Source organism: Flavobacterium sp. FG68 (genome assembly GCF_057808895.1).
In genome coordinates, this window is sequence record NZ_JBMDIY010000017.1 from 88,420 (window position 1) to 115,247 (window position 26,828).

Genomic DNA, 26,828 nt, shown 5'->3' on the forward strand with positions numbered 1-26,828 from the left:
GGGAATTATTTTAACCACACTCTCATTAAAGAGGATAATTGTTCAACATTAACCGGTTTTGTAATATAATCTGATGCGCCCGATTCGATACAGCGCTGTCTGTCACCTTTCATTGCTTTTGCTGTTACGGCAATGATAGTTAAGTCTTTATGTTTTATATTTTTTCTAATGATTTTCATAGTTTCATAACCGTCTAATTCCGGCATCATGATATCCATTAAAACAATATCAATTTTTAGATTCTGACTCAAAATATCAATCGCTTCGTGGCCGCTTTCTGCGCTGATAACATCTAAACCAAAACGTTCTAAAGCAGTTGTAAGTGCAAATAAATTTCGAACATCATCATCTACTAAAAGTACTTTTTTATTGATTAAAACATCTTCTTTTAAATAATACGTTTCGATTCTGTCCTTCATGCTTTCCGGCAGGTCTTTATGAACACGATGCATAAACAGGGCAGTCTGATCTACTAGTTCATCGATAGATGTGGCACTTTTTGTAATAATGCTGTGTGCAAAACGACTGAGTTTAGCACACTGTTTTTTATTGACATCGCCCGCAGAATGCACGATTATAGCCGTTTCCTGTCCGCTGATATTATTTTCCAGATCGCTGATTAAATCCAAACCATCAGCATCAGGAAGCATTAAGTCTAATATAATACAATCGAATGATTTTTCCTGTATCAATTTTACAGCATCTTTTGCCGTTAAAGCAGTTGATACCGAAATGTCTTCGCCTTCAACAGCTTCAACAATTCGTTCCAGTTCAAATTCATTATCATCCACTACAAGAAGATTTTTTTCTTTCTTGTCTTTAAAATCCTGAATATCATTAAAAAGAGAAGTCAATAATTCATTTTTGACAGGTTTAAGGAAAAAGTTTCTGGCACCGCGTTTTAAACCTTTGTTTCTTTCATCTTCTCCCGAAATAATATAAACCGGAATATGACGAAGCGTGAAATCTGTTTTTAGTCGGTCGAGAATTTTCCAGCCACTGGTGTCCGGCATATTTAAATCCATTGTAATGGCGTGCGGCTGAAATTGATTGATATAATCCACCACATCATTTCCGCGTGTCGTTACAATCGCTTTTATGCCATGCTGATGCGCTCTTTCCAGTAATATTTTAGCAAAGGTGACATTGTCTTCGGCAATTAAAAGAATTTTGTCATTTGGTTTAATATCAGTCCTATCGTCACCAACCTCATCTACAAAATATAAATCCATATCAGATTTTTTGAAACTTGCAGACGGAAGTGATTTTAAACGGCTTTTTCCGGCGTGAAGAACATTGGTTTCTTCATTTACGTTAATGTCTTCCAATTCTGGAATATAAACGAATTTCAATGGTAAAAACAAGGTAAATTTACTTCCAATATTGGTATCACTTTCCAGTTCGATGCTTCCGCCTAATAAATCAGAAAGCCCGCGGCTGATGGATAATCCTAAACCGGTTCCTCCATATTTACGGCTTGTAGAACCTTCTGCCTGTTGGAAAGCTTCAAAAATGATGTTTTGTTTTTCTTTGGAAATTCCAATTCCGGTGTCTGAAATTTCAAAAGCAACGACGGCTTCGGCATTTTCCAGACTTGCGTTTTTGGTTTTCCAATTATTATCTGCTTTATAAATGTTTAATCTAACGCCGCCTTTTTCAGTAAACTTGAATGAATTAGAAAGCAGGTTTTTCAGAATCTGATTCAATCTTTGCGAATCGGTTTCCATAACTTCAGGAAGATTATGATCCATCATAATTTCAAAATTAAGATGTTTCGCCTGAGAAATAGGGTTGAAGGTAGACTCCACAAATCGGCTGATTTCTGCAAAACTAATTGGGTTGTAATCCACAGAAATATAACCGGATTCAATTTTAGAAAGATCCAGAATATCGTTAATTAACTGAATTAAGTCATCTCCGCAAGAGTTGATTGTTTTAGCAAACTGAATTTGTTTTTCGGATAAGTTTCCGTCGCGGTTGGCAATTAATTCGTTGGCGAGAATTTGCAAACTGTTTAACGGTGTTCTTAACTCGTGTGACATATTCGCCAGGAATTCAGATTTGTATTTGGATGTCAAAGTAAGCTGATCTGCTTTTTCTTCCAATGCTTTACGGGCAACCTCAACTTCCTGATTTTTTAGCTCAACTTCTTCTTTTTGATTGGCCAATAAAATAGCTTTTTCTTCCAGCTCTTCGTTGGTATTTTTTAAGACTTCCTGCTGACTTTTCAGCTCGCTTGCCAATGATTGTGATTGTACCAATAATTCTTCGGTTCTTGAATTTGATTCGATAGTATTCAATACGATACCAATACTTTCTGTTAATCCTTCAAGGAAATCTAAGTGCGTCTGACTAAAGGTATCAAGCGAAGCTAATTCAATAACTGCTTTAAGTCTTCCTTCGAATAAAACTGGAAGAATAATTACGTCTTTTGGTTTCGCATCTCCTAATCCGGAATTAATTCTGATGTAATCTTTCGGAACATTACTTAAAATAATTCGTTCTTTTTCTACAGCAACCTGACCTATAAGTCCTTCGCCCATAGCGTAGGAGGTAGGTGAATTTTTTCGTTTAATGTAAGCGTAAGAGGCAATTAAATTCAGTTTAGAATCCATGAATTCTTCGCCTTCTTCCAAAATATAGAAAAGTCCGTGCTGTGCAGTAACTACGGCTGCAAGCTCAGAAAGGATTTTCATGGTAACCGATTTAAGCTCTTTTTGCCCTTGAAGCATTTGCGTGAACTTAGCTAAATTCGATTTCAGCCAATCTTGTTCCTGATTACGTAAAGTGGTTGCTTTTAGGTTTGAAATCATTTGGTTGATAGTATCTTTAAGAGCTTCAACTTCACCTTTTGCTTCAACACCAATTGTTCGCGTTAAATCTCCCTGCGTTACCGCCGATGCTACCTCAGAAATAGCACGTACCTGCGTCGTAAGATTTGCCGCTAACTGATTTACGTTTTCGGTTAAGTTTTTCCAAGTTCCAGATGCTCCGGGAACGTTTGCTTGCCCTCCCAGTTTTCCTTCGGCACCTACTTCACGGGCAACTGTTGTTACTTGATCTGAGAAGGTGGCAAGTGTATCAATCATCTCATTAATAGTATCCGTAAGCTGTGCTACTTCACCTTTTGCATCAATAGATAATTTTTGTTTTAAGTTTCCTTTTGCTACAGATGTTACGACCTTCGCAATTCCACGAACCTGACCCGTTAAGTTGGATGCCATTACGTTAACCGAGTCTGTTAAATCTTTCCATGTTCCGGCAACACCTTTTACTTCAGATTGTCCTCCCAGTTTTCCTTCGGTTCCTACCTCACGCGCCACACGCGTAACCTCTGATGCAAATGAATTTAACTGTTCCACCATCGTATTAAAGGTGTTTTTCAAATCGAGGATTTCTCCTTTTACGTCAACGGTAATTTGTTTGGAAAGGTCACCATTTGCAACGGCTTTGGTTACATCGGCGATGTTACGTACTTGTCCGGTAAGGTTCGATGCCATTTGGTTAACGGAATCCGTTAAATCTTTCCAGGTTCCGGCAACTCCGGGAACGAACGCTTGTCCACCCAGTTTTCCGTCGGTACCAACTTCACGCGCCACACGAGTTACCTCTGATGCAAAGGCACGAAGCTGATCCACCATGGTATTTACTGTTTCCTTTAATTGCAGGATTTCTCCACGAACGTCGGCCGTAATTTTTTTCGACATATCTCCATTGGCTACGGCAATCGTAACCTCAGCAATATTACGTACTTGTGTCGTTAAGTTACCTGCCATTTGATTAACCGAATCGGTCAAATCTTTCCATGTTCCGGCAACTCCGGGAACATTTGCTTGTCCACCAAGTTTTCCTTCGGTACCAACTTCACGTGCCACACGAGTTACCTCAGAGGCAAATTCACGAAGCTGATCCACCATTGTGTTCAGGGTTTCTTTTAATTGCAGAATTTCCCCGCGAACGTCAACGGTAATTTTTCGGGACATATCTCCATTTGCCACGGCAATCGCCACATCGGCAATATTACGTACCTGAGCGGTAAGATTTCCTGCCATTTGATTAACAGAATCTGTTAAATCTTTCCATGTTCCGGCAACTCCGGGAACGTTGGCTTGTCCTCCCAGTTTTCCTTCCGTACCAACTTCTCGCGAAACCCTTGTTACCTCCGAAGCAAAGCCTCGAAGCTGATCCACCATCGTATTAATTGTATTTTTTAACTCTAAGATTTCTCCTTTTACGTCAACCGTAATCTGGAGCGATAAATCTCCTTTTGCTACGGCTGTTGTTACTTCGGCGATATTACGTACTTGTCCGGTTAAGTTCGATGCCATTTGGTTAACGGAATCTGTTAAATCTTTCCAGGTTCCACCAACACCTTCAACCTGCGCTTGTCCTCCCAGTTTTCCTTCGGTACCCACCTCACGCGCCACACGGGTTACCTCAGAAGCGAAAGAGTTCAGCTGACCCACCATGGTATTAATGGTATTTTTAAGCTCAAGAATTTCTCCTTTTGTATCAACGGTAATCTGACGGGATAAATCGCCTTTTGCTACGGCTGTTGTTACCTCGGCAATATTACGTACTTGTCCGGTTAAGTTCGATGCCATTTGATTAACAGAATCGGTCAAATCTTTCCATGTTCCGCCGACACCTTTTACTTTTGCCTGACCTCCCAGTTTTCCTTCGGTTCCTACCTCAAGTGCCACACGCGTAACCTCAGAAGAAAAGGAGTTCAGCTGATCCACCATTGTATTGATGGTTTTCTTTAATTCGAGAATTTCCCCTTCGGCTACAGCCGTAATTTTTTTAGAAAGGTCACCATTTGCTACGGCGGTTGTAACCTCGGCAATGTTACGTACCTGTCCGGTTAAGTTGGACGCCATCTGATTAACGGAATCGGTTAAATCTTTCCATGTTCCACCAACACCTTTTACTTTTGCCTGACCTCCCAGTTTTCCTTCTGAACCTACCTCACGCGCCACACGAGTTACCTCAGAACCGAATGAGTTTAGCTGATCCACCATAGTATTGATGGTATTTTTTAGTTCAAGAATTTCTCCCTCAACGTTTACGGTAATTTTTTTAGATAAATCTCCTTTTGCTACGGCTGTTGTTACCTCAGCAATATTACGTACCTGACCGGTTAAGTTGGATGCCATCTGATTTACGGAATCGGTCAAATCTTTCCAAACCCCGCCCACACCTCGTACTTTTGCCTGACCTCCCAGTTTTCCTTCAGAACCTACCTCACGTGATACACGAGTTACCTCAGAAGAGAAGGAGTTCAGCTGATCCACCATGGTATTGATGGTATCTTTTAATTCCAAAATTTCACCTTTTACGTCAACGGTAATTTTTTTAGATAAATCTCCTCTTGCTACGGCAGTTGTTACATCGGCAATGTTACGTACCTGTCCGGTTAAGTTCGATGCCATTTGGTTTACCGAATCCGTTAAATCTTTCCATGTTCCACCAACACCTTTTACCTGCGCTTGTCCGCCCAGTTTTCCTTCTGTACCAACCTCACGCGCCACACGGGTTACCTCAGAAGAAAAAGAGTTCAGCTGATCCACCATGGTATTGATGGTATTTTTTAATTCTAAGATTTCACCTTTTACGTCAACGGTAATTTTTTTAGATAAATCTCCTTTTGCCACCGCTGTTGTTACATCGGCAATATTACGTACCTGACCAGTAAGGTTACTCGCCATTTTATTTACAGAATCGGTCAAATCTTTCCAAACCCCGCCCACACCACGAACTTTTGCCTGACCTCCCAGTTTTCCTTCGGTACCAACCTCACGCGCCACACGGGTTACCTCCATCGAGAAAAGGTTCAGCTGTTTCACCATTCCATTTACCTCTTTTGCAATTCGAAGAAATTCTCCCTGAAGCGGGTTTCCTTCAATAGATAAAGGCATTTCCTGAGATAAGTTTCCTTTTGCCACCGATGTAATTACGTGTGCAATTTCGATAGTAGGGTGAACCAGGTCAGAAATCAGGGTGTTTACAGATTCAACACACGAACTCCACGAACCACGTGCACCGTCAAGAACCACGCGATTGGTTAGCTTTCCTTGTTTACCAATGCTTTTTCCAACCTTTTGAAATTCAAAAACCATTCTTTCGTTCAGGTCGATGATTTCGTTTAAAGTATCGCAGATTGATCTTTTTATTCCGTTTTGGTCGGTAGGGAAACGCTGCGAGAAGTTTCCGTTTTTAACTTTCAGCAAAATCTTTAAAAATTCGGCATCGTTAAGAATAGATTCTTCGGGTTCAATTTTTTTTACTTTGGTTCCAGATGGTTTTTTTTCATCTGTTATGATTGGCAGTGCGATCAAAACCTCATTTTCTGGTGCTTTATCGGTGTGTTTTGCTTTTTTCATAATTGGCGGCTTGGTATATTTTTGATTTTAGAGTTCAGATTTTAGATTATTTCTGATTTCTAATCTTTGATTTTTGAAATTGTGACTGCAATTGATATTTTAAAATTTCTATTAAATTTAAGTATTTTCATTTAATAAAATTTTCCTTAGATGAAATTGTACAAAGGCATCCATTGAATCGGGTCTTTTTGTATTGTCATTGTAATTCAATGGTTTAATGATATATCCTGAAATACCTAGTTCTTCGGCGGTAACCCTGTCGTTATTTTCAGAAGATGTCGTCATAATAAAAACATTTAGGTGTTTTAATTTTTCGTCGGTTCTTATAATGCTGAGAAATTCAATTCCGTTCATTCTGGGCATATTAATGTCTAGAAGAATCACATCCGGCACAAGCGGATTTTCAGGATCTCTTAATAGTTTTAATGCTTCAAGTCCGTTGTAGGCGGTATGAAGAATATATTTGATTTCTAATTTTTTTAAGGAACGTTCTACCGATATAGTATCCAGTTCATCGTCTTCAATTAGTAAAATGTTTGGCTTTCTCATACGGCTTTATTATTTCTCCAGGTAAAGGTAAATTCTGCCCCTTCGCCCAGTTTTGATTGTACATTAATGGTTTCACCTTGTTCGTCAATTATTTTTTTGACAATGGCGAGGCCAATTCCGGTGCTTTCCATTTCATTTTTTTCTCTCAGGGTTTGAAATATTTCAAAGATTTTTTGATGGTATTCAGGATCAATTCCAATTCCGTTATCTTTTATCGAAAACTCAAAAACGTTCATTATTTTTTCGCATTTTATAACGATGCGTGGATTTTTAGGATTGGAGTATTTTACAGCATTACTGATTAAGTTAGAAAATACCTGCTCAAGTTTTAAACGTTCTGTAAAGATTACGGGAAGATTAATAATTTCTAATTTGAATTTCCTCGGAACAATAGACTGCGCAATTTCATCAACCATTATATTGGTATCCACTAATTCAGGAGTTGTTTTTCGGTTGATTCGGGCATAATCCAAAAGACCGTTAATTAAGGCTTCCATGCGCTGCGTTCTCTTCGGAATTATGCTCAGATAATTTTTTAGGGCAGGAGAGAGCTCTTCTGATAAATCTTCTTCAATCCAGCTGATAACATTATAAATACCGCGAAGAGGGGCTTTTAAATCATGAGAAACTACATAGGCAAATTTGTTAAGTTCTGCATTTTTGTTTTCCAGGTCCTGAATGTTTTTTTCCAGTCGGCGCGACATAATGTTTAAAGAGGAAGAAAGCGCACTTAATTCATCTTTTCTATAATCTTCAACTATGGTAAATTTTCCTTTAGAGATTGTATCTGCCACACGAACCATAGAGTTGATTCGGTTGGTAATCATGATAACAATATAAGATGTACTTGCAATACCAACAAATATGGTTAAGGATAAAAATATGAGCGAGAATGTTCTGGTATTTGCTAAAGACTGCAGTAACATATCGCTGTGGTATTTTCGTGTTTTATATTCGATTTTGTCAAACCGTTTGAACTTTCTACTAATAGCATCATTGATATTTTTGCCTATATGTTTTTTAAATTTAGTGTCTATAAGGTTTTGATAAACTACGGGATTATTGTTTCTGCTTTCGATTAATTCTGATGTATATACAAGCCACTCAATATGCAGCTGTGTTATAGAATCTATAATAGACCGCTGGGTATTATCAATGCCAATAAGGGATCGCTGTTCTCTAAGATATTCGGGTACTTTTTTTATTCCTCTATTATATTCTTCTAAAAATGTGGTGTCGTTTGTTAAAAAATAACCTCTTACGGCACTTTGCATTTCAAGAATGGCCCTGTGGGTTTTATTAGAATTTCTAATTACGGCTTCTGATTTTGAAAGAAATTGAGAATTAAGCTGTACTTTTTTAGACAGCCTGTAATTCGTATAGGAATCTGCTACAGAAAGTAAAATGATAAGCGTAAAAGCTACAAGTATTTGAGTTGATAATTTCATTGTCTTTCTGTTAGGAATACCAAAGGAACCAGGGTTTAACAATAAAAAAAAGCAAAAAACGGCACAGCGCAGTAAACGGTTTGAGCAGTATAATTAAGCACAGTACACATTATGCGATATAATGACTTAGTATTTTTTTTAATTCATTGAAATCACTTGGTTTTGAGATGTATTCATCTGCTCCGTATTTTTTGGCTTTAAGCTTAATTTCTTCAAATTGTGAAGTTGAGAAAATAATGATAGGAATATCTTTAATGATTTCCTGCTTTTTAATTTCTATTAAAAATTCTAAGCCGGACATAACCGGCATATTAAGATCCAGAAAAATAACATCGGGATTAATTTTTTTGTGGATCAGTTTATTGAGTGCTTCTACAGGGTTTTGCATCGATACATAATCAGCACTGGAAACTGCCTGAAGTGCTTCCATAAAAAAATCGCAATCGTCAATATCATCGTCAATTTGTAATATGTTTTTATAACTCATATAAATATTGGGGTGTTTATAAAAGATGATATTTCGTTAAAAACGAACGGCATGACAATATTTTTCTTACTCAAATGTAAAAATAATATTGCCAATTTTAATCTCTTTTGATGTGTTTTTTGAAAGAAATTTATTAGAATTCTTAAAAAATATTTTAATCGATAGTCGCTTCTAATGTGTCTGTTTTGTGAATTGAAGCTTCTTTATGATTGCTTCTGGAATTATCATCTTCGCAAAGCGATTCGCAGCTGTAGTTCAAAATTGAAATTAGGATAACAATTAAGAAGATTGGTAAAAGTATTTTCATGGATTTATGTTTTGGTGAAACATTTATAAGACTGAAAAGTATAACTATGCCCTAAAATTTTCTTACACAATTTTTAAATATTGTTCTATAATTCTCATGCCAAAATAATGTACATTAGTTTTCTGAAATTCTGTAACGATGAAACATTCAAAAAAAGGCGAATTTTACGGCGATACAAACAAGACTATTTATCTCGACGGAATTACTTTAACTGATACCGTTTACACACATCCTAAAGTGGACTGGCATTATCATGAACATGCTTATTTTACTTTTATTCTGGAAGGAAATGTTATTGAAGGAAATAAAAAAGAAGTCTACAATTGTTCTCCCGGAAGCCTGTTGTTTCATAACTGGCAGGATGCACATTATAACATAAAACCTGACGGATTTACGAGAGGTTTTCACCTTGAAATTGAAAAGCACTGGTTTGAGAATCTGAGTTTAAACAGCGAAAATCTGGAAGGAAGCAGTAAAATTTTAGATCCTGATATTAAATTGTTGATGTACAAAGTTTTCAGGGCTTCAAAAATAGAGGATAATAGTACTGATATTTCTACTCAAATATTACTGCTCGAAATAATTTCACGTTTACAAAACAATTTTAAAGCGGTTTTAGATAAAAAGCCAAAATGGGTAACAACGCTGGATGAAATCCTGCACGAACAATTTGCAGAACCTCTTACGTTAGAATATTTAGCCTCGATATTAAATATTCACCCGATACATTTGTCGAGGGATTTTTCTAAATATTTTCATTGCAATCTGGGCGAATATATTAGGAAATTAAAGGTTGAAAAGGCGCTTTCGCTGATGTCTTCCCAAAATCAGTCTTTTACCGAAATTGCTTATCAATGCGGGTTTTCAGACCAAAGTCATTTTAATCGCTGTTTTAGGGAAATGAATGAAATTAATCCATCTGAACATAAAAAAATACTTTTTAAGAAATAACCGCAATGTTAATTCTGTACAATTTTTAGTGAATGGAACGACATAGTTTTGCTTTTCAAATATTTATAAAAACTAAAATGATGACACGAATAATATTGTTTCTTTTACTGTCTTTGTGCGGTAAAATTGCGGCCCAAAATAATTTATATAAAGCAGACGAAATCACTTATGATATTCATAAAGCCAATATTGGTAAGGTTACTTTTATGAATGGAAATATTCCGCTGGTTGAATATAAAAAGACAGACATTTTAAAATCATTTGAACTTAAACCCAGATCAGATTTAAATATCAGAGTTTTTATGGATAATTCGGTGGTGAATTATTTACATCAATTAACTCCTGAACTTTCTACAGAAACACTTTTAAAAACCGGAAATCTTCAGTTTTCTTTTTATGTTGATGGGAAATTGATTTATACCGAAAATATTCATCACGGCTGTAATTTTGGATCTGGCGGAAACAAAAATACATCTACAGTATTTAGGGTTCCGTTAACGAGTACAAAAGGAGAAGACTGGTGGGCGATGAATATGTGGGAACGCTTTAAAAATAATGGCGGAGAAAAAGCACTAAACACAGGAATGCATGAACTTAAAATAGAACTCAGACCTTATATTAAAATAGACGACACTATAAAAACAGGAAATTTAATTGCCGAAGGTCAGTTAAAGCTGCTTATAAAACCCATTGTATTAACTAAAAAACAAATTGAAGTTCAGCAGATTCAGCCGGGCAGCGATTGGGAAATTTCAAATCAGTCTTTTGATAAAAAGAAAATTGAGGAGTTAAATTCAGCTATTGGCACTTATAATTTAAAAGAAATTACGAGTGTCGTTGTAATAAACAATGGTAAATTATTGCTTGAAGAATATTTTAATGATGCCAATAGAAATACGCTGCACGACACGAGATCTGCCGGAAAATCTTTTGCTTCTACAATGATGGGAATTGCGATTGATGAAGGTTTTATTAAAAATGAAAATCAGACTTTAAATACATTTTACGATTTAAAACAGTTTACTAATTATGAACCTAAAAAAGACAGCGTAAAAATAAGAGATCTACTTACAATGAGTTCTGCTTTTGAAGGTTCTGACAGCAATGGAGATTCTCCGGGAAATGAAGATAATATGTATCCGGCTGAGAACTGGGTAAAATTTGCGCTGAACCTTCCTATGGATAAAACCAAAACAAACGGCGGTCAATGGGATTATTTTACGGCAGGAGTAGTAGTTCTTGGCGATATTATAAATAGAAGTGTGCCTCAGGGTTTAGAAAAATATGCCGATGAAAAGCTTTTTAAACCTTTACATATTACGAATTATCAATGGCAGTATACGCCTCAAAAAGTGCCTAATACGGCTGGAAGTTTACAAATGACTTCTTTAGAATATGCTAAATATGCGCAGTTGTATAAAAATAATGGTTTGTGGAACGGAAAACAGGTTTTAAGCGCAGAATGGGTTTCTAAAACTTTTACAAAACAAATCCAGATTCCGGAACGAAATAATGAATTCTACGGTTATTTGTTTTGGAATAAAACTTTTGCTTTTGAAGGAAAAAATTATGAAACGTTTTATTGTGCCGGAAATGGGGGAAACCAGTTTATAGTTTTTAAGGAACTTCCGTTAGTGATCATTATTACTTCAAAAGCATATAATAAACAATATGCACATCCTCAGGCAGAAAAAATTGTAAAGGATTATATTTTGCCGGCTGTTTTAGATTATAAACGGTAATGTTTAGGTTAAATTATTTTTTAAATGTGGGAAATATGTAAATTTAAACTGTAATTATTTCTTTACAATCTTCGCAGGCATGGTAAATTGGGCTTTCAAAATAACAATGCCCGATGATGAAAAAATTACGAATCTCAATTATAAATATACACGGACTTTTAAAGGGTTCCGGTCTTGAAATTGGCCGGGATGCAGACAACGGCGGACAAACTAAATATGTCTACGAACTTGCCGAATTTTTATCCCAGCACAAAGATGTTGAGCACGTACATTTATTTACACGATTAATTGACGATCCTTTGCTTTCGCCTGAATATGCAGTTCCTGTGGAAGTAATTAATGATAAATTAGATATAAGACGAATTCCTTTTTTAGGAAAAAAATACAAATCGAAAGAACTGCTTTGGGAAGATCTTGATACGTTTGTAAACGGAGCAATGCAGCATATTAAACTGCACAATATTTATCCGGACTGGATTCATTCTCATTACGGGGATGCTGGTTACGCTGCCGCCGAATTATCTGCGGTTCTCAATATACCTTTTGCGCATACCGGACATTCTTTAGGATTTTATAAAAAGAAAAAATTGCTTGAAAGCGGATTTACGGAAGAAGAACTGGAAAAGAAATTCAAGTTTAAAGCCAGGATTGCGGCTGAGGAAAAGACACTTGAACTTTCGGAATTTATTGTTACTTCTACCGAACAGGAAATTGAAACCTATAAAGCATATAAAAATTTTGAGTTAGGAAAATACCACGCCATTTCTCCGGGAATCGATACCAGAAAATTTGTTCCTTATTATTTTCAGGAACCGGATAATGATAAACATTTAGAAGAAACACAGCGGAAATACTGGGTTTCAGAAACGATTTCAAAATTCCTGACCAATCCGCATAAACCTTTTATACTGGCACTTTCGAGGCCTGACCGACATAAAAATCTCCATACACTTATTGATGTTTACGGTAAAGACAAAGAATTGCAGAGCATTGCAAATCTGGTCATTTTTGCCGGAATCCGTAAAGACATTGCTAAAATGCCGGAATCTGAAAAAGATGTTCTGACGGATTTATTATTGCAAATGGACAAATACGATTTGTACGGAAAAATGGCCATTCCGAAAAAGCATGATGTGGAGAATGAGGTTTCGATTATTTACCGTTATGCTGCCGAAAAAAGAGGTGTATTTGTGAATTTGGCTTTGCATGAAAATTTCGGTTTAACCGTTATAGAATCGGCAAGTTCAGGACTTCCGGTTGTGGTTACCAAAAATGGCGGACCATCAGAAATTATTCCAGTCTGCCAAAACGGAGAATTGGTGAATCCGCAAGATGAAAATCAAATTAAAAAAGCACTTCGAAATATTTTAACTGATGAAAATCAATGGAAATATTATTCGAATAACGGCGCCATAAATATTCAAAAACATTACAGCTGGTTAAGCCACGTTAACCAATATGTGGAATTGGTAAAAGAAAATTTATCCTTATCATCCGGAGCCGGAATCAAAAAACAGCATTATCCAAATATTAATATTGACCGATTGAAAAGAAAGATCGAAAACTTATTGGTTTCGGATATTGACGGAACGCTGATTGAACCCAAATTAAATAATCCCGGATTAAAGGAATTAAAAGCGCACTTAACAAACCGTACGGATAAGATGGCTTTTGCGATGGCTTCGGGAAGAAATTTGACTTTGGTTAAAAAAATCATTGATGAGGAGGAGTTTCCGCTGCCGGATTTTATTATTTGTTCCGTTGGGACAGAGATTTATTATACTAATGGGGAAGATTATATCCTCGACAAAGGCTGGGCAAAATTCTTAGCCGGAAGATGGAAAAGAGAAGATATTGTCGAACGTTTAAAGGAAGTGAAATGGATCAGGCTTCAGGAAGAAGAAGCTCAGAATGCTTATAAAATTTCCTATTACTACGAAAAAGAAGATTATGATCACGACGAATTAATCAAGGCTTTAGGAACAGGCTGGTATAAAATAAATATTATTCCGAGCCATGGTCAATATCTGGATTTTATTCCGAAGCGGGCTTCAAAAGGAAATGCTATAAAATTTTTATGCCGTAAATGGAATATTTCATTATCGAATGTGATTGCTGCCGGAGATTCGGGAAATGATGTTGATATGTTCAGAGGTTTGGTAAAAGGTATTATTGTGGGAAACAGAAGCGCAGAACTGGCAGATTACGAAACGACCAAAAGTGTTTATGTGGCTAAAAATTCGGCTTCTGAAGGAATTTTAGAAGGATTAAAATATTATAAAATAATTAAGTAACGTGTTAAGATTATTTAAACACATAGAAACATAGGTTATATTCTAAAATTAAAAAGAGTATAAAAAGAAACTAGTTTCTCACACATAGCTTTGTGGCAGCTTTGTCAAAGTTTTGAACTTTGACAAAGTTTTACACTTACGCAACTATGTTTGTTTTAAACAAGTGAAACGCCTTTTTAAGCTTCAAAAACCTATGTTTCTATGTGTTTAAATTAATATAGATATGCATTTAAAATAATTATACTAACAGATTAAATAAGTAATAAAATGTATTCAGGTTCAGGATTTAGCAATTGGGAAATTGGAGATGTTGATGTATTTATAGATGAAAAAGGAATGCATCATTTGTTTCATTTGATTATTCCCAATCACGATTATATTGCGCACGCAGTTTCAAAAGACGGTCTTTCTTGGAAAAGAGTAAAAAATGCTTTGTTTGTAGGTGATCCGGGAGAATGGGACGATGATATGTTGTGGACAATGCATGTAAGCAAAAGATCGGACAAAAAAGGTTACGAAATGTATTATACCGGTTTGAAACGTCAGGATAAAGGAATTGAGCAAAAAGTAGGCAGGGCAGTTTCGGCAGATTTAATTCATTGGGAAAAAGAAAATTTTGAAGGTCTGCCTTTTAAAAGTGAAGCACCACATTATGAAAGTTTTTCTAACAATCCACGGGAATGGATTAGTTTTAGAGATCCTTTTAAATACACGTATGAAGGCGAAGATTATTTATTGATTTGCGCCCGAAGTGCATCCGGACCAATTTACAGACGCGGCTGTATTGGTGTAGCCAAAAGAGAGAAAGAAGGTTTTGTGCTGCAAAAACCGCTGCATTTCCCATATGTATATGATGATGTTGAGTGTCCGTGTGTTATAGAAATAAAAGGAACTCATTATTTACTGGGCTCCATTCGCGAAGATGTTAAAGTACGATATTGGTCCGCGCCGGAGTTTAAGGGAGAATATTGTGCTTTTCATAATAATGTATTGCTTCCGCAGGGGAATTATGCAGCGAGAGTTGTAAAAGACGGCGCGCATTTTTTAGTCTATAATTTTTATTTTGCCGATGGAAATGTCAATACACACCGAGTAATTCCTCCGCCAAAAGAACTGGATATTGACAATAGCGGCAGACTTTTATTAAAGTCTTATTATTACTGGGAAAAGCTCTACCAAAAAACAATTTTGCAAAAAGATTTACCGCAGCCCGTACCAATTCTGGGAAATCCAACTGCTGATTTTGTTCAGGAAAATGAAAACAAATGGAGATTTGGATGCCGAAGCGGTTATGAAATTTACTGCTTCGAAAAACCTTCAATGGATTTTGTATGGGAAGGAACGCTTGCGGTGGAAGGAATGGGAAAAACAGGATTTGTAATTGAATGTGATAAAGAAGGAACAGCTTATTATATTTCGATTGATTTTGTAAACGGATTTGTTCAGTTCAGGGCTTGGGGATTTAATGAAAAGGACGTTAAGAATAATTTTATTTTTGAAAACATTCAAACCAATCAATTTGAAATTCAGGATAATAAACAAATCTATTTTAAGATTATCCGTTACGGAAATTATTATGAACTTTCTATAAACGATGTCGTGAAACTAACTTTGCTGGACTTTAGATATAACGAAGGCAAAATAGGAATTTATGTCTGCTCGGCCGTGATATCCGTTAGTGATTCTAAAATTCATGTAATTCCCGAACCGGAAAATGAATACGCAGCATCAGACCCGGAAAAATATTCTAAAGATTACAGCCGGATGGTGCAGATTAATCCGAGTTAAATTAGAAAAAGCCATATCGTTGTTGATATGGCTTTTTTGATGGCTCTAATATTTCTTTTAAATAATCTTTTTTTGATGGTTCATTAAAACTACAGCAAACATTGCTTTCGAAGGTTTCAATGTTTTAAATTTAACAGTATAATTCTGAATTGTTGATAATATGCTGATAAACAGTTAATAACTACTGCATTGATTATTATATACTTAAATATTCGAATGTTTATTTTTGATAAAGGAATAGTTAAGGAATTAATTTAAATATTAATATATGGAACGAGCTATAAAACTACAAGTACGTAAAGAATTAGACGGACGTCAACAATTTAATGTAATTAAGTTAAAAGGCAGTTTAATCTCCAAAGGCTACACTGAAATAATACATATATTAGATCAGGACGAAAATTATCATATTAATTCTTTTGCCACTTCGGCAGAAAGCAGGAATGAAGTAAAAGATTTTATCGCTGATTTTATTTCAAGCCAAAATCTTACTGATGCAGTAACTGTTTTTAAATAAACAAATCATTTACACCAAAACCAAAAAAAAAGCTATCTGAATTCAGATAGCTTTTAATGATTATTTATTATTGGAGAGATTTACAACGGTCGATCATAGCTCTCTAAGGTTTCCTCTTCATCTTCGTAATAATTGTCTTCTTCCTCAAGGCTGTCATCTTCATCATCCCAGGAAACATTCTTACTCTGACCTCTAAAATATCGACTTATTTCCTGATCGTCGCATATTGTAATGGAATCATACAGACAAAAAGATTCTTGTTTTCTAAATGTGGTTTCGTCATTTTCATTGCCTTCAAATTTCATGATATCAGTATTTAGAGGTTAATAATTGCTGTTTAAATTTAGTTCTTGCAGATTTTTACTGCGGGAATGTAAATGTAGAATTGTTAATGGGAAAATATTTTATAGTTTAAATTGTAAAAGTTATATAATTCACATATTCAGTTTGTTAACAGAAAAATATTTAAATTCTCTACTAAGTTATCCCAAATTTTTATTCTTCCGGATTTTTACAATCTATTGGTAACAAACCAAACGAAATGTTAATACAATGTTTCATAATCCTGCTGTTTTATTAATGTAAACGTAACCTAACCGACCTACCCTCAGTTTTAATTTTGAAGACATATTATTAAACAAACTATTGCAGTATATGTCATTTTTCAAAGTAAGCATACTTCACCAAATAAATGTTTTAATAGACATTATTTTCCCAGTCAATAATAATAAAGTGAAGTATTATGTATAAAGGTTATTCTGATGAAGAACTTGTTGAATTATTAAAACAAGGAAAAGATAAAGCTTTTGATGAGCTGTATTTTAGATACCGTGATTCGCTGGTGCGCTTCGTTTATTTAAGGATGAAATCGGTTCCTATTTCTGAAGAAATTGTTCAGGAAGTTTTTACCACCATCTGGGAACGCCGCAAAACCATCGTAATTCAAAAAAGTTTTGCAGCATACATCTACACTTCCGTTCGTTACACAACTTTAGATTATATAAAATCCCACACCGTAACAGATCAATATATTCAGGAAGTTTTAGATAGAAATACCGTTTCTTATAACAGTCACAATGCAACCGAAGATTCTATTTTTTATGATGAATTACAAATAGCGGTTGACAAAGCAGCTTCGTTACTTCCAAAAAAATCAAAAGAGGTTTTTATTCTCAGCAGAATCAAACATTATTCGAATAAAGAAATTGCTGACGAACTTAACGTTTCGATCGATACGGTAAAATATCATATTACATACGCATTAAAATTCATGCGGACTTATTTAGGAGAGTTTAATTGATTTTAATATTTCCGAAAATGATAAGCCGACTTTTTCTTAACAAAAGCGTAACCTTTTCAACCTACCTGAATTTTCAATTCTCAAGACATACTATTAAAGACATAAAGAAATTATAATGCCTGATAAATTAAAACAAGAAATAAAACATTTTTTAGGGGGAAATTATTCTCCAAAAGGACAAGAAATGTGGAATAAATGGTACGATCGTACTGATGAAGCTTTCGAGAATATGGAGACCATAAAATCAGATCGTTCCAAACTAAAAAAAGAATTGAGACAAATAAAGAAATCAAACGAGGTTATATTTCTTCAAACTAAATATTGGGCAGCTGCGGCTTCCTTATTAGTATTATTTGGTACATCATTTTTCTTTTACCAAAAAGCAATAAATGATGTTGAAACTAAAGAATATGCGGCAAAGTTAGGCGAACATGCAAAACTAACGTTAAGCGACGGAACACAAATTTGGCTGAATGCCGGAAGCCGTTTAAAATATCCGAAAGAATTTAAAGGAGATACTCGCGAAGTTTATCTAACCGGAGAAGCTTTTTTTGATGTAGCCAAAGACAAAAAACATCCTTTTATAATCCACACCGATAAAATGGACACCAAAGTATTGGGAACGAGCTTTAATGTTCAGGCTTATCCGGACCAAAGAACACAGGAAGTTTCTGTTATGACCGGAAGAGTAAACGTAAAATCGACCGTTACCGAAGAAAATGTATATGTAACGCCGGGTCAGAAAGTAGTTTTTAAATCAAAAAACAACAAACTCCAAGCCTTTAAAGATGTCCCGGTAAACACGATTTCATTATGGCGTAAAAATATAATTGTTTTTGAAGATACGCCGCTGCCGGAAGTTATCGCAACCATAAACAGAAACTACAATGTTGCCATCGAAATTAAAAACAAAAATCTAAACGCACTAAAAATAAACGCCTATTTCAAAGAACTTCCTGTAGATCAGGTTGTGGCCTTGGTATGCAATATCGTAAACGCCGAATATAAAGTGGAGGACGGGGTTTATAAAATTCAATAGTTGTGAAAAGTGAATAGTAAAAAGTGAGAAGTAATTAGTAAAAAATCTAAAATCTGAATTCTAAAATCTAAAATTAAAAGCCAATCTAAAATCCAAAAACTATGAATGAAAAACAAAAGCGGTACGTCGTAAAGTTTCAAAGCATTAAAAAAGCTATGTGGGCAAAAGTAATCTTATTTATTGCTTTGTTTTTTACCGGATTAATAAATGCCGGAAATATTGATTTTGATAAAAAAGTAACCTTAAAGGTAGAAAATGAAAGCTTGAAGAATGTTTTTCAAAAAATTGAAAATCAGGCTGGCGTTCATTTTATGTACGAATCAAATCAAGTTAATACGAACCAGAAAATCAGTTTAAAACTTACGAACGTTAAACTGGAGCAGGCATTAGATAAAATATGCAGTAATTTTTCGCTTCGATATGAAATTGTAAGTAACAATATCGTCATTAAAAAAACGCAAAAAGTAGCCGGTTTAACGGATGATCAAAACAAAATTATTGTTTCGGGAACTGTTTTTGGCCGAGACGATAATATGCCATTGCCGGGAGTTGGAATTAAAGACAAAGGTTCTAATACAACAACGGCAACAGACTTTGACGGAACGTTTAAAATGGAAATAAACGCATCTGAAGCGGTACTTATTTTCTCATACGTTGGTTATGCAACGCAAGAAATAAAAGTAACCAAATCAGAAAATATCACTGTAAAATTAGCAGCCGATATGAAACAGCTTCAGGAAGTTGTGGTTATGGGTTACGGAAGTGTGAAAAAGAATGAAGTTTTAGGATCTGTAGGATCTGTTTCTATGAAAGAAGCATCAAGCAGAACGTATAACAATGCAGGTGAATTATTGCAGGGAACTGTTGCGGGTGTTACGGTTATCAACGATGGAGGAGATCCAACAGCTTCGCCAACAATTAATATTCGTGGTATTGGATCTTTAAACGCAGAAACACCGTTAATTGTTTTAGACGGAATTATCTACAGCGGTTCCTTAAACACTATAAACCCAAATGATATTGCTTCGATCAGCGTTTTGAAAGATGCGGCATCAGCAGCGATTTACGGAGCAAGAGCTTCTGGAGGTGTAATTTTAATTACGTCTAAAAAAGGAATTTCAGATAAAATTAATGTAAACGTTAATTATCAGGGAGGTTTTCAAAATGTGGCTAAAAAACTTGATGTTTTAAACGCTGCAGAATATGCTGATGCCATGAACACAGCAAGAGATAATGCGGGTTTACCAAGAATTCCTGCTTTTGATCCTGCTTTTGAACCAACAGCAAGAACAACAAAAACAAACTGGATGGATGAAATTTTCCGTACAGGAGAAATTCAGGATCTATCTCTTTCGATAAATGGAAAAACAGAAAAATCAAATTTCTTTCTTTCAGGAAGTTATAGAAGAAACGAAGGTATTTTGCTAAATACTTTTGGAAACCGTTATACCGTAAGAGCAAATACCTCTTTTAAACTGGCGCCAAATTTTACACTTGGAGAAAACTTATCGTATTCTCTAACAGATGGTCAGTCTGCTAATACATCAAGTGCGTATACAGGAGCAATTTTAGGAGCAATTTTTTATCCGCCAAATGCAACAATTTACAGAGAAGATGGTTCTGGACAGTTTGGAGGAGTTCCTGAAAAATACATTGGTTCTTATGGAGACGTTATTAATCCCGTTGCTTACTTAAAAAGATTAGACAACAGAAACCCAATTTCTACAGTTTTATTCAATCCTTATGCAGAATGGGAAATTATCGAAGGATTAAAAGTAAAATCAAACTGGGGTTATACAAGAATACAAGATAACGCAACAGATTTTACGGTTAAAATTACAGAACCGGGAAAAATATTTGACTTTAACAGATTGACTAAAAAGTCAATGACCACTACTGATTTATTGAGCGAGCAGACTATTTCTTATGAAAAATCATTAGGAAAACACAACTTCAAAGCTTTAGCAGGATATACGTATCAGGAAACAAAAAGAGATTATTACACGGTTGAAGGAACAGGTTTTGATAACGAAGATCCGTCTCAGCGTTATTTGTTGAATGCTAAAGTAATTCAACAAACCGGAGCAGGTTTATCTGATGAAATTATTTCCTCTTATGTGGGAAGGTTAAACTACGATTTCAATCAAAAATATTTATTATCAGGAATTGTACGTCGCGACGGAACTTCAAAACTTTTACAAAATAACCGTTGGAAAGTATATCCATCAGTTTCGGCAGGATGGTTAATTTCTGAAGAAAGTTTCATGAAAAGCATTAATCCAATTGTAAGCAATTTAAAACTTCGTGCAAGCTGGGGACAAATAGGAAACTTAGGAAACCTTGGGCCTTACCAGTTTAGTGTGCCTCTTACGCAGACATCAGCTTTAATTGGAGCAACTCCGGTAATTAATTACGGTTATGCTGAAAGTGAATTATCAAACCCTAATTTAAAATGGGAAAGTTCTGAGCAGACTAATATAGGTTTAGATTTTACAATGTTCAATAATACAATTGTAGGTTCTGTAGATGCTTATGTAAAAACAAACAAAGACATGTTAGTGCGCGATCAGCTTCCTGGAGTTTCCGGAACGCCTCTTGGCAGAATCGTGAATTCTGGAGATGTAGAGAACAGAGGTCTTGAAGCAAGTTTAACATATCAAAAAACACGTGGAGAATTTAAATTTGATGTAACGGCAAACGCTGCATTTTTAACAAACAAAATTGTTTCTATTAAAGATGATTTGACTTCACTTGAGCCTTTAAACTTAAGCCGAGTTCGTAGTTTACCATTAGCGAATATTTATCAGGTTGGAAGTCCGGTTGGTGCTTTTTACGGATATGCAACTGACGGATTGTTCCAAAGTACTGCAGAAGCAAAAGCGTATGTAAATGCAAATGGAGTGGCGTATCAGCCAAATGCTGTTACCGGAGATATTAAATTTAAAGATGAAAACGGAGATGGTGTAATTAACAACAGCGATAGAGTAGTGCTTGGAAGTCCGTTTCCTAAAACAACTTACAGTTTAAATGCGAACTTCAAATACAAAGGTTTCGATATGAATATCTTTTTTAACGGAGCGGCAGGAAACAGTGTTTTCAATGCTGTAAAACATACAGGTTTAAATGGTTCTTTCCCGGGTTACAACTTATTGGCTGAATCTAAAAATGCCTGGTCGCCAACTAATACAGATACTAATATTCCGGTTTTATCTTCAACAGACAACAACAATAACTTCGGACGAATCTCTGATTTCTATATCGAAGATGCTTCTTTCTTAAGATTGAAAAACGTGTCAATTGGATATACAGTTAAAGAAAACTGGTTAAACGGAAAAGCAAAATTGAGATTCTTTATTTCTGGACAAAACTTGTTTACGATTACGAATTATTCAGGAATGGATCCGGAAGTTGGTCTTAGAAACTTTGGAATGGATGTAGGTAAATATCCGCTTTCCCGAATTTATATGACTGGTGTAAACGCTACTTTTTAAAAATATAAAATAAACAAAATGAAAAAATTAAGTCTTTTATTATTGAGTTTTGTGCTATTGGTAAGCACCACAGCTTGCGAAAGTGAACTTGATGTAATTCCACAGGGAGCGCCGTCAAGCGGAAATTTCTGGAAAACTCCGGCAGACGCACAAGCAGGAGTAAATTCGATTTATGCCTTGTATTCTGATGATAATATGTACGGTCGTGGTTTCTTTTGGTTAAACAACGCCAGCGATGATATCGGAACAAAACCAAGACAAAATGCAGAACGTATCAAAAATTTTATTGTTGACGGAGCTGAGTCTGATACAAAAGATATCTGGAGACTTCACTATGAAATTATGAAACGCTGCAACGACGTAATTCGTAATATCCCGAATATTCCTTTGGATGAAAAAACAAAAAACGGAATGTTGGGCGAAGCTTATTTTAATCATGCTGTAATGCATTTAGAATTAGCGTATCATTATGGAGACGATCGCGCCGGAATTCCTATTCAGGATAGAGAAAACTTTACAAATGTTTACGTTCCGCGTGCTAAAAACGTTGGTGAAAACTACGCTTATATCGCTGCCGATTTAAAGAAAGCCGCTGATTTATTACCATATTTTAATGAGCTTACACCAGACAATTACGGGCGTGCACACAAAACGGCTGCATGGGCTTATTTAGTTCGTACGTATTTGTATGCTAAAGATTGGGACAACGCTATAAAATATGCGAACATGATTGTAGCAAGCGGAAAACATAAACTGCTTGACAATTTTGAAGATGTTTTTAAAATTAAAAACAACTGGTCTACAGAATATATCTGGTCTGTAACTTCTAGTGCAGAAAATACAGGTTTGGGTTCCATTTTTCCTGGAGTTTGTTTAGAAGATAAAGGATGGGGAGCGTACAACGGCTGGGGGAATTTTTATCCAACAAAAGAATTGTTTGATACCTATGATCCAACAGATAAAAGACGAAGTGCGACAATACTTCAAAAAGGAGATAAATTCGTTTATTTTGGAGAAGAAGTAACTTTTAATGAAGGCAAAAATATTGTAAGTTCAAGTAACAGAACTGGTTATCAGTTTAAAAAATACATGGAGCCGTTTAGTTATCCAAAAACGAATTCTGGAGCTGTAGATATTCGTTATGTAAATGCAAACGGAGACAAGCCTTCAACAGCTTTAAATGTTCCGCTTTTACGTTATGCAGATGTGCTTTTAATGCTGGCTGAAGCGAAATTAATGAAAGGTCAAAACGCAGATACTGAAATCAATTTGATTCGTCACCGCGCAGGTCTTGGTGATCTTGCCGGAGCAACATTGACAGATTTAAAAAGAGAGAGAAGATGTGAATTAGCAGGGGAGTGGACAGACCGTCATTTTGATTTAGTTCGTTGGGGAGATGCAAAAGAAACTTACGCAAAACCGCTTCATCATTATAACGGAACTGTAATTTATCCGGCTCGTAATTTCAATCCGGCTATTCACCACGTGTGGCCGATACCACCAGATGAAATCGCTGTGAGCAAAGGAGCTTTGACTCAAAACCAAGGATGGTGATTTAATGGTTAATTATGAATTGTGAATGGTTAATTATCAATTAGTCGTGAACCATTAATTATTTATAATTAACAATTTACCATTAACAATTAATTAGTTTGTTTGTTTATTTTTTTTTACGCTGCAGGCTTGTTGTGGAGTCTGCAGATAGTAAAAAAATAATGGACAGCTTTAAATATTATAAAAACCAGTCTTTTTTTAAAGGACTGGTTATTATTGTTTTTTTAGCCACAGATTAAAAGGATTAAAAAGGATTTTTTTTTTCGCCACGAATTACACGAATTTCCACAAATTTTATTCGCAGCAATCAAAAAAATAATTAGTGAAAATTAGTGCAATTCGCGGCAAAAACCTTCACACAAAGTAATTCAAAAATCATTTTAATCCTTTTAATCTGTGGCAAAAAATAAAGATCATTAGTAAATATTGTTTTAGCCGCGAATTACACGAATTTCCACAAATTTTATTCGCAGGAATCAAAAAAATAATTCGTGAAAATTAGTGTAATTCGTGGCAAAACCTTCACACAAAGCAATCCAAAAATTATTTTAATCCTTTTAATCTGTGGCAAAAAACAAACAGAAAACATTTTCAATGAAAAAAATATTCACCCTTTTCTGCCTTCAATTCTTCCTGTTTGTACAAGCACAGGAATATAGTTCTTCTAATATTCATTCGCATAATGATTATGCAAGTCCGCTTCCGTTTTACGGAGCATATTCAAACGAAACCGGCGTTATCGAAGCCGATGTTTTTGTAGTAAATAATGAATTGTTTGTAGCACACAACTTCAAAGATATTACACCTCAGAATACATTAAAAAGTATGTATTTAGAACCACTTTCTTTAAAATTAAAAAGTTTAGGAAGTAAAGCTTACCCAAGCAATAAACCTTTGATTTTAATGATTGATGTTAAATCGGATGCCGATGCTACTTTGAAAGTTATTGCGCAACAGTTAAAAACATTTCCTGACATTATTGTAAATAAAAATATTAAAGTTGTCATTTCTGGAAACAGACCAAATCCTGCACAGTGGAAGGATTATCCTGAATTTATTTATTTTGACGGAAGGCTTAACGAAGAATATTCTGCTGAGCAATTAGCTCGTGTTGAAATGATCAGTGAAGATATAAAAGTCTTTACGCCTTGGAACGGTAAAGGTGTTTTAACACAAGCCGATTTAGAAAAAATTCAGGCTGTGATTAAAAAAGTCCACAATCAGAATAAAAAAATCAGATTTTGGGGCACGGCAGACAACGTAAATACGTGGATGACCTTGATGAATTTAAAACTTGATTTTATTGGGACAGATAATGTTTCTGAGTTGACACATTTTATCAATAATATTAAATCAACATTTTATCAAAATACAGAATTTCACCAGGCATATGTTCCTAAAAATGTTTCGGCTTTCGCCAAAAAGAAACCAAAAAACGTAATTCTTTTAATTGGTGACGGAATGGGATTAACGCAGATATATGCAGGTTATACAGCCAATAAAGGACAGTTAAGTTTATTTAATATTCCAACACAAGGACTTTCGATAACTAAAGCTTCTGACAGCTATATTACAGATTCTGCAGCCGGAGCAACAGCAATGGCCACGGGACATAAAACTAATAACAGATTCATAAGCGTTGATGAAAGCGGAAAACCTTTAGAATTAATTACACAGCAATTGGCTAAAAAGAATTATAAAACAGCCATTATTTCAGCAGGAAATATTACAGATGCAACTCCGGCTGCTTTTTACGCTCATCAGCCGGAAAGAAGTTACAACGAACCTATAGCAAATGATTTCTTAAGCAATCCGTCGGATATTTTAATTGGCGGAGGAACAAAAGAATTTAAATCCAGAAAAGACGGGAAAGATTTATCTAAAGCATTACTAGAGAAAGGATATACTTTTTCAGATAAATTCAGCGCTTTAGATACTATTAAAAACAGCAAATTTGTTATTGCAGATGATGCAGCGGTTGTTTCGATGAAAAATGGAAGAGGAGATTTCTTAACTAAATCTTTTGCTAAAACGGTAAGCACTTTTGCAAAATCAAAAAATCCGTTTTTTATCATGGCCGAAGGTGCACAAATTGATTACGGCGGACATAGTAATAATGTTGAATATGTGGTTCGCGAAATGCTAGATTTTGACAAATTAGTAGGGCAGGCAATGGAATTTGTAGATAACAATCCTGAAACTCTTTTAGTTGTTACGGCAGATCACGAAACAGGAGGACTTTCGTTAATCGACGGAAGTATTGAAAAAGGTTATGTTCATGGAAGTTTCAGCACAAATGATCATACAGCAGTTCCGGTTCCGGTTTTTGCTTATGGAGCAGGAGCTCAAAATTTTGCAGGGGTTTATCAAAACACAGAAATTTATACTAAAATAATAGAAGCGATTACTAAGAAGTAATTTTCTAAAAAAAGCAAAGAGGCTGTCTCAAAATTCGAGACAGCCTCTTTTTTATTTTTACATGTTTCCATGTTCCGTAGGAACATTTCATTGTTAGAAAATTATATTGTTATAATGTTTTACGTTCCGTAGGAACGTTTGATTTCGACATTGTTTTTTAATAATCTGACCTGTCAAACGTTCCTACGGAACGTAAATGTCGCTGATCTTTAATTTTTCTACCTACGAAACATTCCTAACGGAATGATAAGTCGGATATCAAAAAGTGGTCAATTAAGTTACTAATAACAAACAAAATAATTATAGTGAAAAACTGTATTGACTTTTGAGAGAGTCTCTTAGGTTATTTTATATATTTCCATGTTCCGTAGGAACATTTCATTGGTAGAAAATTATATTTTATGATGGTTTACGTTCCGTAGGAACGTTTGATTTTTGACATTTTTTTTTAATAATCTGAGCTATCAAACGTTCCTACGGAACGCAAATGTTGCTGATCTTTATTTTTTTCTACCTACGAAACATTCCTAACGGAATGATAAGTCGGATATCAAAAAGTG

The 26,828-nt window shown here is 35.2% G+C and carries 16 protein-coding genes; 10 read left to right on the forward strand and 6 right to left on the reverse strand.

Features of this window, described 5'->3' with window-relative positions:
- Positions 1 to 5: 5 nt before the first annotated feature.
- The 5 genes from ACODSB_RS12705 to ACODSB_RS12725 all read right to left on the reverse strand — a co-directional run bounded on the left by ACODSB_RS12705 (position 6) and on the right by ACODSB_RS12725 (position 9,174).
- A complete protein-coding gene (locus ACODSB_RS12705; protein WP_488937320.1) occupies positions 6 to 6,383 on the reverse strand; it encodes a HAMP domain-containing protein in 6,378 nt (2,125 codons plus the stop codon).
- A 117-nt stretch (positions 6,384 to 6,500) separates the two neighbouring features.
- Positions 6,501 to 6,932: a response regulator gene (locus ACODSB_RS12710; RefSeq protein ID WP_180860445.1), complete on the reverse strand. Its 432-nt coding sequence runs from the start codon at positions 6,930 to 6,932 to the stop codon at positions 6,501 to 6,503.
- Positions 6,929 to 8,380: a sensor histidine kinase gene (locus ACODSB_RS12715; RefSeq protein WP_488937321.1), complete on the reverse strand. Its 1,452-nt coding sequence runs from the start codon at positions 8,378 to 8,380 to the stop codon at positions 6,929 to 6,931. Before ACODSB_RS12715 ends, ACODSB_RS12710 begins: the two co-directional genes overlap by 4 nt.
- Before the next feature lie 109 nt (positions 8,381 to 8,489).
- A complete protein-coding gene (locus ACODSB_RS12720) occupies positions 8,490 to 8,867 on the reverse strand; it encodes a response regulator (protein ID WP_053472714.1) in 378 nt (125 codons plus the stop codon).
- Positions 8,868 to 9,021: 154 nt separating this feature from the next.
- Positions 9,022 to 9,174, reverse strand: a complete 153-nt coding sequence (locus ACODSB_RS12725) for a hypothetical protein (protein ID WP_488937322.1) — start codon at positions 9,172 to 9,174, stop codon at positions 9,022 to 9,024.
- Positions 9,175 to 9,312: 138 nt separating this feature from the next.
- Here ACODSB_RS12725 and ACODSB_RS12730 point away from each other — a divergent pair, with 138 nt between their 5' ends.
- The 5 genes from ACODSB_RS12730 to ACODSB_RS12750 all read left to right on the forward strand — a co-directional run bounded on the left by ACODSB_RS12730 (position 9,313) and on the right by ACODSB_RS12750 (position 16,466).
- Positions 9,313 to 10,125, forward strand: coding sequence for a helix-turn-helix domain-containing protein (locus ACODSB_RS12730; protein WP_180860451.1), 813 nt, complete (start codon positions 9,313 to 9,315; stop codon positions 10,123 to 10,125).
- A gap of 77 nt (positions 10,126 to 10,202) precedes the next feature.
- On the forward strand, positions 10,203 to 11,867 hold the full coding sequence (locus tag ACODSB_RS12735; protein ID WP_488937323.1) for a serine hydrolase domain-containing protein: 1,665 nt from the start codon (positions 10,203 to 10,205) through the stop codon (positions 11,865 to 11,867).
- A 113-nt stretch (positions 11,868 to 11,980) separates the two neighbouring features.
- Positions 11,981 to 14,161, forward strand: a complete 2,181-nt coding sequence (locus ACODSB_RS12740; protein ID WP_488937324.1) for an HAD-IIB family hydrolase — start codon at positions 11,981 to 11,983, stop codon at positions 14,159 to 14,161.
- A gap of 267 nt (positions 14,162 to 14,428) precedes the next feature.
- Positions 14,429 to 15,949 (forward strand): glycoside hydrolase family protein, encoded by a 1,521-nt coding sequence (locus ACODSB_RS12745; protein WP_488937325.1) that lies wholly within the window; start codon positions 14,429 to 14,431, stop codon positions 15,947 to 15,949.
- A 268-nt stretch (positions 15,950 to 16,217) separates the two neighbouring features.
- Positions 16,218 to 16,466, forward strand: a complete 249-nt coding sequence (locus ACODSB_RS12750) for a hypothetical protein (protein WP_053472709.1) — start codon at positions 16,218 to 16,220, stop codon at positions 16,464 to 16,466.
- A gap of 80 nt (positions 16,467 to 16,546) precedes the next feature.
- On the opposite strand, the gene ACODSB_RS12755 is transcribed toward ACODSB_RS12750, so the two are convergent.
- Positions 16,547 to 16,771: a hypothetical protein gene (locus ACODSB_RS12755; RefSeq protein WP_053472708.1), complete on the reverse strand. Its 225-nt coding sequence runs from the start codon at positions 16,769 to 16,771 to the stop codon at positions 16,547 to 16,549.
- A gap of 437 nt (positions 16,772 to 17,208) precedes the next feature.
- Between ACODSB_RS12755 and ACODSB_RS12760 the strand changes: the two genes are divergently transcribed.
- The 5 genes from ACODSB_RS12760 (at position 17,209) to ACODSB_RS12780 (ending at position 26,268) form a co-directional block, all read left to right on the forward strand.
- Positions 17,209 to 17,766: an RNA polymerase sigma-70 factor gene (locus ACODSB_RS12760; protein ID WP_309845841.1), complete on the forward strand. Its 558-nt coding sequence runs from the start codon at positions 17,209 to 17,211 to the stop codon at positions 17,764 to 17,766.
- Positions 17,767 to 17,881: 115 nt separating this feature from the next.
- Positions 17,882 to 18,805: a FecR family protein gene (locus ACODSB_RS12765; protein WP_488937326.1), complete on the forward strand. Its 924-nt coding sequence runs from the start codon at positions 17,882 to 17,884 to the stop codon at positions 18,803 to 18,805.
- A 101-nt stretch (positions 18,806 to 18,906) separates the two neighbouring features.
- On the forward strand, positions 18,907 to 22,296 hold the full coding sequence (locus ACODSB_RS12770) for a SusC/RagA family TonB-linked outer membrane protein (protein WP_488937327.1): 3,390 nt from the start codon (positions 18,907 to 18,909) through the stop codon (positions 22,294 to 22,296).
- An 18-nt stretch (positions 22,297 to 22,314) separates the two neighbouring features.
- Positions 22,315 to 23,850 carry a RagB/SusD family nutrient uptake outer membrane protein gene (locus ACODSB_RS12775; protein ID WP_488937328.1) on the forward strand — a complete coding sequence of 512 codons (1,536 nt, stop codon included), beginning with the start codon at positions 22,315 to 22,317 and terminating at the stop codon, positions 23,848 to 23,850.
- Positions 23,851 to 24,444: 594 nt separating this feature from the next.
- Positions 24,445 to 26,268: an alkaline phosphatase gene (locus ACODSB_RS12780; RefSeq protein ID WP_488937329.1), complete on the forward strand. Its 1,824-nt coding sequence runs from the start codon at positions 24,445 to 24,447 to the stop codon at positions 26,266 to 26,268.
- Positions 26,269 to 26,828 lie beyond the last annotated feature (560 nt).